General features: G+C 68.1%; 12 protein-coding genes. 9 read left to right on the top strand and 3 right to left on the bottom strand.

Annotated features, from left to right (window positions below):
* Positions 1 to 168: 168 nt before the first annotated feature.
* The gene (locus P3W75_RS15570) at positions 169 to 1,107 is read right to left on the bottom strand and encodes a GGDEF domain-containing protein (protein ID WP_276228261.1); all 939 of its coding nucleotides are present in this window, start codon (positions 1,105 to 1,107) and stop codon (positions 169 to 171) included.
* 264 nt (positions 1,108 to 1,371) lie between these two features.
* Positions 1,372 to 2,025: an alpha/beta hydrolase gene (locus tag P3W75_RS15565; RefSeq protein ID WP_276228260.1), complete on the bottom strand. Its 654-nt coding sequence runs from the start codon at positions 2,023 to 2,025 to the stop codon at positions 1,372 to 1,374.
* A 470-nt stretch (positions 2,026 to 2,495) separates the two neighbouring features.
* Here P3W75_RS15565 and P3W75_RS15560 point away from each other — a divergent pair, with 470 nt between their 5' ends.
* From P3W75_RS15560 to pcsA, 5 genes are all read left to right on the top strand, one after another.
* Positions 2,496 to 3,524, top strand: a complete 1,029-nt coding sequence (locus tag P3W75_RS15560; protein ID WP_276228259.1) for an amino acid ABC transporter substrate-binding protein — start codon at positions 2,496 to 2,498, stop codon at positions 3,522 to 3,524.
* A gap of 116 nt (positions 3,525 to 3,640) precedes the next feature.
* Positions 3,641 to 4,825, top strand: a complete 1,185-nt coding sequence (locus P3W75_RS15555; protein ID WP_276228258.1) for an amino acid ABC transporter permease — start codon at positions 3,641 to 3,643, stop codon at positions 4,823 to 4,825.
* 9 nt (positions 4,826 to 4,834) lie between these two features.
* Entirely contained in the window at positions 4,835 to 5,935 is a 1,101-nt protein-coding gene (locus tag P3W75_RS15550; protein WP_276228257.1) for an amino acid ABC transporter permease, read from the top strand.
* Positions 5,936 to 5,947: 12 nt separating this feature from the next.
* Positions 5,948 to 6,721, top strand: a complete 774-nt coding sequence (locus P3W75_RS15545) for an amino acid ABC transporter ATP-binding protein (RefSeq protein ID WP_276228256.1) — start codon at positions 5,948 to 5,950, stop codon at positions 6,719 to 6,721.
* Positions 6,722 to 6,985: 264 nt separating this feature from the next.
* Positions 6,986 to 7,702 (top strand): phosphatidylcholine synthase, encoded by a 717-nt coding sequence (gene pcsA, locus P3W75_RS15540; protein ID WP_276228255.1) that lies wholly within the window; start codon positions 6,986 to 6,988, stop codon positions 7,700 to 7,702.
* A gap of 154 nt (positions 7,703 to 7,856) precedes the next feature.
* On the opposite strand, the gene P3W75_RS15535 is transcribed toward pcsA, so the two are convergent.
* Positions 7,857 to 8,813 carry a GlxA family transcriptional regulator gene (locus P3W75_RS15535; protein ID WP_276228254.1) on the bottom strand — a complete coding sequence of 319 codons (957 nt, stop codon included), beginning with the start codon at positions 8,811 to 8,813 and terminating at the stop codon, positions 7,857 to 7,859.
* 107 nt (positions 8,814 to 8,920) lie between these two features.
* Here P3W75_RS15535 and P3W75_RS15530 point away from each other — a divergent pair, with 107 nt between their 5' ends.
* The 4 genes from P3W75_RS15530 (at position 8,921) to P3W75_RS15515 (ending at position 11,491) form a co-directional block, all read left to right on the top strand.
* A complete protein-coding gene (locus P3W75_RS15530) occupies positions 8,921 to 9,409 on the top strand; it encodes a nuclear transport factor 2 family protein (protein ID WP_276228253.1) in 489 nt (162 codons plus the stop codon).
* A 76-nt stretch (positions 9,410 to 9,485) separates the two neighbouring features.
* Positions 9,486 to 10,184 carry a glutathione S-transferase C-terminal domain-containing protein gene (locus P3W75_RS15525; protein WP_276228252.1) on the top strand — a complete coding sequence of 233 codons (699 nt, stop codon included), beginning with the start codon at positions 9,486 to 9,488 and terminating at the stop codon, positions 10,182 to 10,184.
* On the top strand, positions 10,181 to 10,480 hold the full coding sequence (locus P3W75_RS15520; protein WP_276228251.1) for a GIY-YIG nuclease family protein: 300 nt from the start codon (positions 10,181 to 10,183) through the stop codon (positions 10,478 to 10,480). Before P3W75_RS15525 ends, P3W75_RS15520 begins: the two co-directional genes overlap by 4 nt.
* Before the next feature lie 75 nt (positions 10,481 to 10,555).
* Positions 10,556 to 11,491 carry a glutathione S-transferase family protein gene (locus P3W75_RS15515; protein ID WP_276228250.1) on the top strand — a complete coding sequence of 312 codons (936 nt, stop codon included), beginning with the start codon at positions 10,556 to 10,558 and terminating at the stop codon, positions 11,489 to 11,491.
* Positions 11,492 to 11,497: the final 6 nt, after the last annotated feature.

Genomic DNA, 11,497 nt, shown 5'->3' with positions numbered 1-11,497 from the left:
GCCCTCGCCCTTGCCGAAGATTTTCTTGAGTGCCTTGAGCACGGTGATCTCGTAGTGGTTAAGGAATGAACGGCCGCCAGTGTAAAGCAAGTTGCCAGCCGGGCGAAATCCGTGCACGCCTCGACGCCCGGCGCGCGCGCCGAAAGCCTGCCGTGGATCAGTCGGAAATCAGCCGCAGAGGCGGTTGCGGCCGTGCTGCTTGGCCCGGTACAGGGCTTCGTCGGCGCGGCGCAGCAGGCCCTGCAGGCTTTCCTCGCGGACCATCTCGGCGACTCCGAGGGATACCGTCACGCCGGGCAGGGCGCCCAGCGGCGAATAGAAGGAGCTGACCTGTTCCAGGCTCTGGCGCAGGCGCTCGCCGATGGAGCGGGCTTCGACCAGGCTCACCTCGGGCAGCAGGATGACGAACTCCTCGCCGCCGAAGCGCGCCATGCTGTCCTTGGGCCTGAGCTGGCTGCGCAGGGTGTGCGCCACCAGGCACAGGGCGTAGTCGCCGGCCAGGTGGCCGTGGACGTCGTTGTAGTCCTTGAAGTGGTCGACATCCAGCATGAGCATCGCCAGTGGCTGCTCGTTGAACCCGCAGCGGGTGCTCTCGCGCTCGTACACGTGCTCCAGCCAGCGCCGGTTGAACAGCCCGGTGAGGGTGTCGATGTTGGCGTTCTGCTCGGTGTTGAGGATGATCCGGTTGCCCTGGCGGACCCGCTCGCAGAGCATCTCCAGGAGGTTCTGCATGAGCTGCGGGGACTGCTCGAACAGGCTCAGCAGGGCCTGCCGGTGCAGGCGCAGCACGCGGGTGGCCTGGGTCGCCACCACGTAGGCGGACGGGTGGTCATGGTCGATGAAGCTGATCTCGCCGGCGCAATCGCCGCTGCCCAGGGTCGACACCGGGGAGTTGTCGAGCGAGCCGAGGTAGACCTTGAGCTGGCCGTCGAGCACCAGGTACAGGTAGTGGTTGCGATTGAACGGCGAAAGCAGCACCTCGCCGGCTTCCAGTTCCAGCGCGCGGAACTCCTTGAGCAGGCGCTGCAACGCCGCTCCGGCGACGTTCTGGAACAGCCGCAGGTGGCGCAACTGCTGGACATCCTGCTGCCACTGGGTCGGCTTCATGGCTTGGCGGGCTTTCTACGGGTTCCGGGAAGGGACACGGCGACTCTCCATAGTCCGGTAGGTCCTTCGGGAACTTCAGTATTAATGACTTTTGCGTACTGGCAATTCACTGGCGGGATGGGCCGACCAGTGGTCGACCCCGGTGGACGATTACCCTTCGAGCCGCTCGAAATGCACCGCGAAGGCCCCCAGGCATTCGCTGTGGGCCAGGCGCGCAGCGGCGTCCGGGCCGCCGCGAGGCTGGCGGGCATCAGCCCCGGTCGGTCACAGCCGCTCGCGCAGCCAGGCGCCGATGTCGCCGATCTCCTCGTTGCTCACTTCATGGGCCATGGGGTAGTCGCGCCATTGCGCGGCCACACCCTGGCGCAGCAGGAAATCGTGCGCGGCACGGCCCATGGCGGGCGCCACCACGTCGTCGTAGGTACCATGCAAACACAGCGCCGGCAGCTGTTTTTTCGCTTCCGGCAGCCGTATCTCGTCGCTGAATGTCGGGCCATAGGTGGACAGCGCCATCACCCCGGCCAGTTCGCCCGGCCAGCGCAGGTAGCCGGTGTGCAGCACCACGGCGCCGCCCTGGGAGAAGCCGGCGAGGACGATGCGACGGGCGGCGATGCCCTGCGCCAGTTGCTCCTCGATCAGCGCGATCACCGCGTCCGCCGAGGCTTCCAGCTGCGCCTCGTCGATGGCCCGCGCCGGGGCCATGGCCTTGATGTCGTACCAGCTGGGCACCGGCATGCCGTTGAACACCGTCACCGGGCGGGTCGGCGCCTGGGGCAGGATGAAGCGCGTGCTCGGCAGGATCTTCTGCAGCATCCGCGCCACCGGTTCGAAGTCGTAACGGTCGGCGCCCAGGCCGTGCAACCAAATGACGCACGCGTCGGCGGCCTGGGTGGGTTCGAGTAGCAGGGGCAGGGTCATCGGGGGCTCCATGATGAGGCGCGTGCTCCGCAACGGAGCGCGCGCCGGAAAAAGGATCGGCGATTCTGCGAAAAGTATGTCGCTTTGCCATAACTTCTCGGCTTGACCTTCGCCGAATCGCGGGGTGTGGGGCGTTCTGGTACGCCGCTTGCTAACTCAGGCTCCAGGCTGCAACCCGTCCCGCCGGCGTAACACTCTATCCGACCCCCATCCGGAAACCAGTGCTGCGTGGCGGGGCGGGCAGCCCATTGAACAGGCCGCCGTGGTGAGGGCGGCCCCCGAAACATGTCCGGCTCGCGTGACCCGCGAGCGGGGGTGGTCCGGATGGCGCGCGGGACGTATCCGCAGAGCCGGCTAGACTGACCTGAGGTTTCCACTTTCACGCAGGGCCCGGAGCAGGCCCTGCCGCCGCCTCACGAGGGCGAGTGGGCCGGGACTCCTACACGAATAAAAGCAACTGGAGGTGATCGATGAAGATGGTGAAATCCACCCTGGCGGCGCTGACCGCCCTTAGCGTCCTGGGGCTCAGCGGCATGGCCCACGCCGGCGCGACCCTGGACGCCGTGAAGAAGAAAGGTTTCGTGCAGTGCGGTATCAGCGATGGCCTGCCGGGCTTCTCCTTTGCCGACGCCAAGGGCGTCTACAAGGGCATCGACGTGGATGTCTGCAAGGCGGTCGCCGCCGCCGTGTTCGGCGACGCCAGCAAGGTCAAGTACACCCCGCTGACCGCCAAGGAGCGCTTCACCGCGCTGCAGTCCGGCGAGATCGACGTGCTCTCGCGCAACACCACCTGGACCAGCTCCCGCGACAGCGCCATGGGCCTGAACTTCGCCGGCGTGACCTACTACGACGGCCAGGGCTTCCTGGTGAACAAGAAGCTCGGCGTGACCAGCGCCAAGCAGCTCGACGGCGCCACCGTGTGCATCCAGGCCGGCACCACCACCGAGCTGAACCTGTCCGACTACTTCCGCTCGAACAACCTCAAGTACACCCCGATCACCTACGACACCTCCGACGAAAGCGCCAAGTCGCTGGAATCCGGGCGTTGCGACGTGCTCACCTCCGACCAGTCGCAGCTCTACGCGCAGCGCATCAAGCTGGGCAAGCCGGACGACTACGTGGTGCTGCCGGAAGTGATCTCCAAGGAACCGCTCGGCCCGGCCGTGCGCCAGGGCGACGAGGAATGGTTCGACATCGTCCGCTGGACGCTGTTCGCCATGCTCAACGCCGAGGAACTGGGCATCGACTCGAAGAACGTCGAGGAGCAGGCCAAGTCCTCGAAGAACCCCGACATCAACCGCCTGCTCGGCGCCGAAGGCGACTACGGCAAGGACCTGAAGCTGCCGAAGGACTGGGCGGTGCAGATCGTCAAGCAGGTCGGCAACTACGCCGAGATCTTCGAGCGCAACGTCGGCGAAGGCAGCGACCTGAAGATCAAGCGCGGCCTCAATGCCCTGTGGAACAAGGGTGGTCTGCAGTACGCACCGCCGGTGCGTTGATCCACCCAGGCCCGCGCCCGGAGCCTGGGCGCGGGCACGTTCGAACGACGTGAGCTTCCCCGCGTAGGTACGGGCGTGGTCCCGTGCCCGCGTGGGCGGCTTTCGAGAGGGCCTACATGCAGACTTCCGTCAAAGCCCGGCGCCGCCTCAGCTGGTCGCTCAGCGATCCGGCCGTGCGCGCCTGGGCCTTCCAGATCATCGCCGTCGTCGCCGTGGTGGCGTTCGGCTGGTTCCTTTTCGACAACACCCAGACCAACCTCGCCCACCGCGGCATCCAGTCCGGCTTCGGCTTCCTGGACAACAGCGCCGGCTTCGGCATTTCCCAGCACCTGATCGACTACAGCGAGTCCGACACCTACGGACGGGTGTTCTTCGTCGGCCTGCTCAACACCCTGCTGGTGACGGTGATCGGCATCGTCCTGGCAACCATCATCGGCTTCATCCTCGGCGTGGCCAGGCTGTCGCCGAACTGGCTGGTGCGCAAGATCGCCACGGTGTACATCGAGACCTTCCGCAACATCCCGCCGCTGCTGCAGATATTCTTCTGGTACTTCGCCGTGCTCGCCCAGTTGCCCGGGCCACGGCAGAGCATCAGCGTCGGCGACACCCTGTTCTTCAACAACCGCGGCATGCAGATGCCGGCGCCGGTACCCACCGAGGCGATGCCGGCGTTCCTCATCGCCATCCTCCTCGCCCTGGTGGCCTGGGCCGTGCTGTGGCGCTGGGCCAAGGTGCGCCGGCACGCCACCGGCAAGACCTTCCCGGTGTTCCTCTGCGGCCTGGCCACGCTGATCGTGCTGCCGGCGCTGACCGTGCTGGTGGCCGGCGTGCCGGTGCACTGGGACATGCCGGTGCTGCAGGGCTTCAACTTCCGCGGCGGCTGGGTGGTGATCCCGGAGCTGGTGTCCATCGTCCTGGCGCTGTCGATCTACACCGCGGCCTTCATCGGCGAAACGGTGCGCGCCGGCATCCAGGCGGTCAGCCACGGCCAGACCGAGGCCGCCGGCTCCCTCGGCCTGCGCCCCGGGCAGACCCTGCGGCTGGTGATCATCCCGCAGGCGCTGCGGGTGATAGTGCCGCCGCTGACCAGCCAGTACCTGAACCTGGCGAAGAACTCCTCGCTGGCCGCCGGCATCGGCTACCCGGACATGGTCTCGCTGTTCGCCGGCACGGTGCTCAACCAGACCGGCCAGGCCATCGAGACCATGGCCATCACCATGAGCGTGTACCTCGCCATCAGCCTGAGCATTTCGCTGCTGATGAACTGGTACAACAAGCGCATCGCGCTGATCGAACGCTAGGGGGACGCCATGGCAAACCATACCTTCAAGCCCGATCTGCCGCCGCCGGCGATGAGCGTCGGGGTCATCGGCTGGCTGCGCGCCAACCTGTTCTCCAGCTGGTTCAACACCCTGCTGACCCTGGCCGGGCTCTACGTCGTCTGGCTGATCGTGCCGCCGCTGCTGGAGTGGGCGGTGTTCAAGGCCGACTGGGTCGGCGAGAGCCGCGCCGACTGCAGCCGCGAAGGCGCCTGCTGGGTGTTCATCAGCACCCGTTTCGGCCAGTACATGTACGGTTTCTACCCCGAGGCGCTGCGCTGGCGGGTGGACCTCAACGTGCTGCTGGTGGTGGTCGGCGCCGCGCCGCTGTTCCTGCGGCACTTCCAGTACAAGCTGAAGTACGGCCTGGCCTACCTGCTGGCGCTGCCGCTGGTGAGCTTCTGGCTGCTGCACGGCGGCTTCCTCGGCCTGGAAACGGTGCCCACCAGCCAGTGGGGCGGGTTGATGCTGACCGTGGTGATCGCCGCCGTCGGCATCGCCGGCGCGCTGCCGCTGGGCATCCTGCTGGCCCTGGGGCGGCGCTCCAAGCTGCCGGCGATCAAGGTCCTGTGCGTGACCACCATCGAGTTCTGGCGCGGCGTGCCGCTGATCACCGTGCTGTTCATGTCCTCGGTGATGCTGCCGCTGTTCCTGCCCGAGGGCATGAACCTCGACAAGCTGCTGCGGGCCATGGTGATGGTGATCCTGTTCGAGGCCGCCTACATCGCCGAGGTGGTTCGCGGCGGCATGCAGGCCATCCCCAAGGGCCAGTACGAGGCGGCCGCGGCCATGGGCCTGGGCTACTGGCGGATGATGGGCCTGGTGATCCTGCCGCAGGCCCTGAAGCTGGTGATCCCGGGCATCGTCAACACCTTCATCGCGCTGTTCAAGGACACCAGCCTGGTGATCATCATCGGCCTGTTCGACTTCCTGAACAGCATCAAGCGCGCCACCGCGGACCCGGCCTGGCTGGGCATGTCCACCGAGGGCTACGTGTTCGCCGCGCTGGTCTACTGGGTCTTCTGTTTCGGCATGTCCCGCTACTCCATGCACCTGGAGCGCAAGCTGGATACCGGCCACAAGCGTCGTTAGGAGTTCATCAGCATGTCTGAAGCCAGCAACAAGAGCGTCCCGGCCATCGGCGATCACGTGATGATCGAGATGAAGGCGGTGAACAAGTGGTACGGCCAGTTCCACGTGCTCAAGGACATCAACCTGACGGTCCGCCAGGGCGAGCGCATCGTGCTCTGCGGCCCGTCCGGTTCCGGCAAGTCCACCACCATCCGCTGCATCAACCGCCTGGAAGAACACCAGCAGGGCAACATCATCGTCGACGGCACCGAGCTGACCAACGACCTCAAGCAGATCGAGACGATCCGCAGCGAAGTCGGCATGGTGTTCCAGCACTTCAACCTGTTCCCGCACCTGACCGTGCTGCAGAACTGCATCCTGGCGCCGATGTGGGTGCGCAAGATGCCCAAGCGCGAGGCCGAGGAAGTGGCCATGCACTACCTGCAGCGGGTGCGCATCCCGGAACAGGCCAACAAGTACCCGGGCCAGCTCTCCGGCGGCCAGCAGCAGCGCGTGGCGATTGCCCGCGCGCTGTGCATGAAGCCGAAGATCATGCTGTTCGACGAGCCCACCTCGGCGCTCGACCCGGAAATGGTCAAGGAAGTGCTGGACACCATGATCGGCCTGGCCCAGAGCGGCATGACCATGCTCTGCGTGACCCACGAGATGGGCTTCGCCCGCACCGTGGCGAACCGGGTGATCTTCATGGACAAGGGCGAGATCGTCGAACAGGCGCCGCCGGACCAGTTCTTCGACAACCCGCAGTCCGACCGCACCAAGCTGTTCCTCAGCCAGATCATCCACTGAGCCCGCGCGGCGCGGCCTGCGGGCCGCGCCGTGAGACTGGCGCCTGAAACCCGTGGCAGAGCCTTCCTACGCTCGTCAGCAGCCTTGGCGCTGGGGGGCGGCTTCGGCGTATCCTGACCCCTTCCGCACCATCGTCCCGTCCGACCCCGGCTGAACTCCGCCGCCGCGACGGTGTTCCGATGGGCAGGGGACACCCTGGAATCCCATGCTTGGGCTATACGTTTGAAATGGCCCGCCTCGCCGTCCGACTGAAGAGAAGCGCCCGTGAACCTGACCCTGACTCCACTGAACCTGAGCAAAGCCAAGGCCTGGAGCGCCCACGCGGTGACGGCCAGTGGCGTGATCCTGGCGCTGCTCGCGCTGCTGGCGCTGGTCGACAACCGGCCCCAGGCCTGCCTGCTGTGGCTGGGCGCGGCGCTGCTGGTGGACGGCCTGGACGGCACCCTGGCGCGCAAGTTCGACGTCAAGGCGGTGCTGCCGCACTTCGACGGCTCGACCCTTGACCTGGTGATCGACTACCTCACTTACGTGTTCATCCCGGCGATCTTCATCTACCGCTACGTGCCGCTGCCGTTGCACAGCGAGCTGCTCGGCGTCGGGGTGATCCTGGTGTCCTCGCTGTTCTGCTTCTGCAACGTCAACATGAAGAGCAAGGACAACTACTTCGTCGGCTTCCCGGCCGCGTGGAACGTGGTGGCGGTGTATTTCTTCGTGCTGGCGCCGAACCCCTGGGTGAACCTGGTGACCATCCTGCTGCTGGCCGCCCTGACCCTGACCCGCATGAAGTTCCTGCACCCGTTCCGGGTACGCCAGTTCATGCCGCTGAACATCGCGGTGACCTTCATCTGGATGTTCAGCAGCGGCCTGCTGATCCTCCAGCAGCCGGTGGACCAGACCTGGCTGCTGTGGCTGTGGTTCGCGGCGTCGGCGTACTTCGTCGGGGTGTGCGTGTGGCGCACGGCGATGGAGTGGTTCAGCTGAGCCGCCGGATGCCACGACTTCTCAAGGCCGCCTTCGGGCGGCCTTGTGCTTTCCCGGGTAGGAGCGGGCCACGTCCGCGATCGCGCGCATGGCGCGCTCCTACGGCGGTACAGCCCGTAGGGCGGATAACGCCCCAGGCGTTATCCGCCGTCACTCAGTCCACGCCGGCCCGCCCCAACCGCCGCTGCCGATAGGCCCCCGGCGACTCCCCGCACAGCTGCTTGAACAGCCGCGCGAAGCTGGCCCGGTCGGCGTAGCCCACGTCGTTGGCGATGCGCTCCAGCGAGCGCCGTGGGTCGGCCAGGGCCTCGCGGGCCGCGTCCATGCGCAGGCGTTGCAGGTAGTCGTTGGGGGTCATGCCCAGTTCCGCGCGGAAGCGCCGCAGCAGGGTGCGGCTGGAGCAATGCGCGCGGCGCGCCATGCTGTCCAGGTCGACGGGCTCGGCGTGGTGTGCTTCCAGCCACTGCAGCAGCGGCGCCAGGGCGCCGCGCGGGCTTTCCGGGAGCAACGGCACGAAGCGCGATTGTTTGCCACGCGCCTCGTCGAACACCAGGGCGCCCGCCACCTGCTGCGCCAGGCGCGCGCCGCCGTGGCGGGCGATCAGTTGCAGGCACAGGTCGAGGCCGGCCTGGGCGCCGCCGGAGCACCAGCGCGCGCCGTCTTCGCTGCACAGCGCCTCGCTGTCCAGCCGCACCCGGGGATAGCGCCGGCGGAACTCGGCGGCCAGCGCCCAGTGCGTGGTGGCGCGGCGGCCGTCGAGCTGGCCGGCCTCGGCCAGCAGGAAGGCGCTGCTGCACAGGCTGCCCAGCGCTTGCGCGGGTGGCTGGCGGCGCAGCCAGGCGAGCAGGGCGCGGTTGCCCTGCAGCATCGCCTCGATGTCGCTGCCGGTGGCCGGGATCAGCAGCAGCTCGTCCGCGTCGACGCTTTCCAGCGCACCGTCCACCGCGATGCTGGCGCAGGAAACCTGCACGGGGCCCCCGTCGGCGCTGACCCGGCGCACGCGGAACAGCGCCCGGCCGGCGAGGCGGTTGGCCAGCTGCAGGCTGTCCAGGGCCAGGCCGAGGCTGGAGAGCACGGTCTGCGGGCAGACGTAGAGGGCGATGGCGGGCATGGAGGCTGCTCTGTCGGTTATGGTCACAATGTTGTCGATAATGACAATGGTGTCCAGCGCTTCCCACGCCGGATAATCCACTCACCATCCCGCCGCGAGCCCGCCCCATGGCCCATCCCAACGCCGAACTGATCGACCGCTTCTACCAGGCCTTCCAGCGCCGCGACGGCGACGCCATGGCCGCCTGCTACGCGCCCCGGGTGCGCTTCCACGACCCGGCCTTCGGCGAGCTGAATGGCCGCGACGCCGGCGACATGTGGCGCATGCTGACCCGCCGCGCCGCCGACCTGAGCCTGGAGTTCGACCAGGTCTGGGCGGACGAGCGCGAGGGCGGCGCGCACTGGGTGGCGCGCTACACCTTCAGCCAGACCGGGCGCGTGGTGGTCAACCGCATCCAGGCCCGCTTCGTCTTCGCCGACGGCCTGATAGTCGCTCACGACGACAGCTTCGACTTCTGGCGCTGGGCCCGCCAGGCACTGGGCGTTCCGGGCCTGCTGCTGGGCTGGGCGCCGCCGCTGCGGGCGGCCATCCGGCGCAAGGCGCGCCAGGGCCTGGCGGCCTTCCAGGCACGCGAGCGCGACGTCAGCCGAGTCTGATAGCACCGTGACAGGGCTCGCCTGGGGACGAGCCATGGGCTTAAATGACAGGCGAGCCCGCGCAGGAAGCCCCGCCATGATCACCCTGTTCCAGTTTCCCCCGGCCTTCAATGTGCCCAACGTCAGCCCCTACTGCCTGAAGCTGGAGACCTTCCTGCGCCTGTCCGGCCTGGAATACCAGGTGCAGCACCTGACGGACCCGCGCAAGGGTCCCAAGGGCAAGCTGCCCTTCATCAAGGTCGAGGGGCAGACCGTCGCCGACACCGAGATCATCATCCAGGACCTGCAGCAGCGCTTCGCCCTGGACCTGGACGCCGGCCTCGACGCCCGCGGACGCGGCTGGGCGGTGTCGATCACCCGGCTGTGCGACGAACACCTGGCGCCGCTGCTGGTGTACTTCCGCTGGCTGGAGGCGGACGGCTGGCGGCAGGTGGCGCCGGTGCTGCTGCGCGGCGTGCCGGGCCCGCTGCGGCCGATCGTCGGGGTGCTGATCCGGCGCAAGATCCGTGCTGCGCTGAAAGGTCGCGGGTTGACCGCGCATCGCCGCGAGGAACTGCTGGCCTTCGCCCGCCACGACCTCGAGGCCCTCGACGGCATGCTCGGCGACCTGCCGTACTTCGGCGGCGCGCAGCCCTGCAGCGCCGACGCGGCGGCCTATGGGATACTCGCCAATCTGATCCTCAGCACCCTGGAAACCCCCTTGAACCACATGGCGCGCGAATACGAACGGCTGGTCGGCTACTGCGAACGCATGCAGCAGCGGGTCTGGGCATGACCCAGGCCGAGCCGCGGCCCTGGTTCGTCTACCTGGTGCGCGCCGCCAATGGCGCGCTCTACTGCGGCATCAGCGACGACCCGCAGCGGCGCTTCGAGGCGCACCGCACTGGGCGTGGCGCGCGCTTCTTCCACTCCAGCCCGGCGCAGGCGCTGGTCTACGTCGAGGCCTGTGCCGGCAAGGGCGACGCCCTGCGCCGCGAACGCGCGATCAAGGCCCTCGGCAAGCCGGCCAAGGAACGCCTGGTGCTGGCCGGCGCGGCGCTGGCCATCAGCTGCGCGGATAGCGCGCCATAGCTTCGACCGGGTAGGACCGCGCGCCGCGCGGGGGTAAGCTGGGGGCTCCCTCAATGCCGGCCGACGGAGCCCCGCATGTCCGAGCTGATCCTGCACCACTACCCGACGTCCCCCTTCGCCGAGAAGGCCCGCCTGCTGCTGGGCTTCAAGCAACTGTCGTGGCATTCGGTGCAGATCCCGCCGATCATGCCCAAGCCCGACCTGCTGGCGCTCACCGGCGGCTACCGGAAGACCCCGGTGCTGCAGGTAGGGGCCGACCTGTATTGCGACACCGCGCTGATCGCCCGCCGCCTGGAGCAGGAAAAGGCCACCCCGGCGCTGTTCCCCGAGGGCCAGGAGTTCAGCGTCGCGGCCTTCGCCGCCTGGGCCGATTCGGTGCTGTTCCAGCACGGCGTGAGCCTGGTGTTCCAGCCCGAGTCCATCGCCGTGCGCTTCGGCAAGCTGCCGCCGGAATTCCTCAAGGCCTTCATCGCCGACCGCACCCAGCTGTTCAGCGGCGGCACCAGCGCGCGCCTCTCGGCGGAGCTGGCGCGCCAGCAGTGGCCGGTGTTCATGGCCCGGCTGGAGCAGCAACTGGCGCGGGAGGAGGGCGACTTCCTGTTCGGCGAGCCGTCGCTGGCCGACTTCGCCGTCGCCCACGTGCTCTGGTTCGTCAAGGCCACGCCGGTGACCTCTCCGCTGGTGGACGCCTACCCGGCGGTGGCGGCCTGGCTGGGCCGCACGCTGGGCTTCGGCCACGGCGCGTCGAGCGAGATGAGCAGCGAACAGGCCCTGGCCGTGGCCCGCGGCAGCCAGCCGGCGGCGCTGCCGGACGAACCCTTCAGCGACCCCAACGGCCTGCAAGCCGGCCAGCGGGTGGCCATCGCCGCGACCGACTACGGCGTCGACCCGGTGGAAGGCGAGCTGCTGCACGTGGGCAGCGAGGAACTGATCCTGCGTCGCGAAGACCCGCGCGCCGGCGTGGTGCACGTGCACTTCCCGCGCGTGGGCTTTGGCATCGAGGCGCGCTGACGGCAG

The sequence above is a fragment of the Pseudomonas citronellolis genome (assembly GCF_029335315.1).
In the GTDB taxonomy this organism is placed as follows: Bacteria; Pseudomonadota; Gammaproteobacteria; order Pseudomonadales; family Pseudomonadaceae; genus Pseudomonas; species Pseudomonas citronellolis_A.
This window is presented reverse-complemented; position numbering and strand designations above follow the sequence as displayed.

Coding starts and splice junctions, on each gene's coding strand:
- P3W75_RS15560 (WP_276228259.1), top strand. CDS start 2,496: ATGAAGATGGTGAAATCCACCCTGGCGGCGCTGACCGCCCTTAGCGTC.
- P3W75_RS15520 (WP_276228251.1), top strand. CDS start 10,181: ATGACCCAGGCCGAGCCGCGGCCCTGGTTCGTCTACCTGGTGCGCGCC.
- P3W75_RS15545 (WP_276228256.1), top strand. CDS start 5,948: ATGTCTGAAGCCAGCAACAAGAGCGTCCCGGCCATCGGCGATCACGTG.
- P3W75_RS15525 (WP_276228252.1), top strand. CDS start 9,486: ATGATCACCCTGTTCCAGTTTCCCCCGGCCTTCAATGTGCCCAACGTC.
- P3W75_RS15530 (WP_276228253.1), top strand. CDS start 8,921: ATGGCCCATCCCAACGCCGAACTGATCGACCGCTTCTACCAGGCCTTC.
- P3W75_RS15565 (WP_276228260.1), bottom strand. CDS start 2,025: ATGACCCTGCCCCTGCTACTCGAACCCACCCAGGCCGCCGACGCGTGC.
- P3W75_RS15535 (WP_276228254.1), bottom strand. CDS start 8,813: ATGCCCGCCATCGCCCTCTACGTCTGCCCGCAGACCGTGCTCTCCAGC.
- P3W75_RS15555 (WP_276228258.1), top strand. CDS start 3,641: ATGCAGACTTCCGTCAAAGCCCGGCGCCGCCTCAGCTGGTCGCTCAGC.
- P3W75_RS15550 (WP_276228257.1), top strand. CDS start 4,835: ATGGCAAACCATACCTTCAAGCCCGATCTGCCGCCGCCGGCGATGAGC.
- P3W75_RS15515 (WP_276228250.1), top strand. CDS start 10,556: ATGTCCGAGCTGATCCTGCACCACTACCCGACGTCCCCCTTCGCCGAG.
- P3W75_RS15570 (WP_276228261.1), bottom strand. CDS start 1,107: ATGAAGCCGACCCAGTGGCAGCAGGATGTCCAGCAGTTGCGCCACCTG.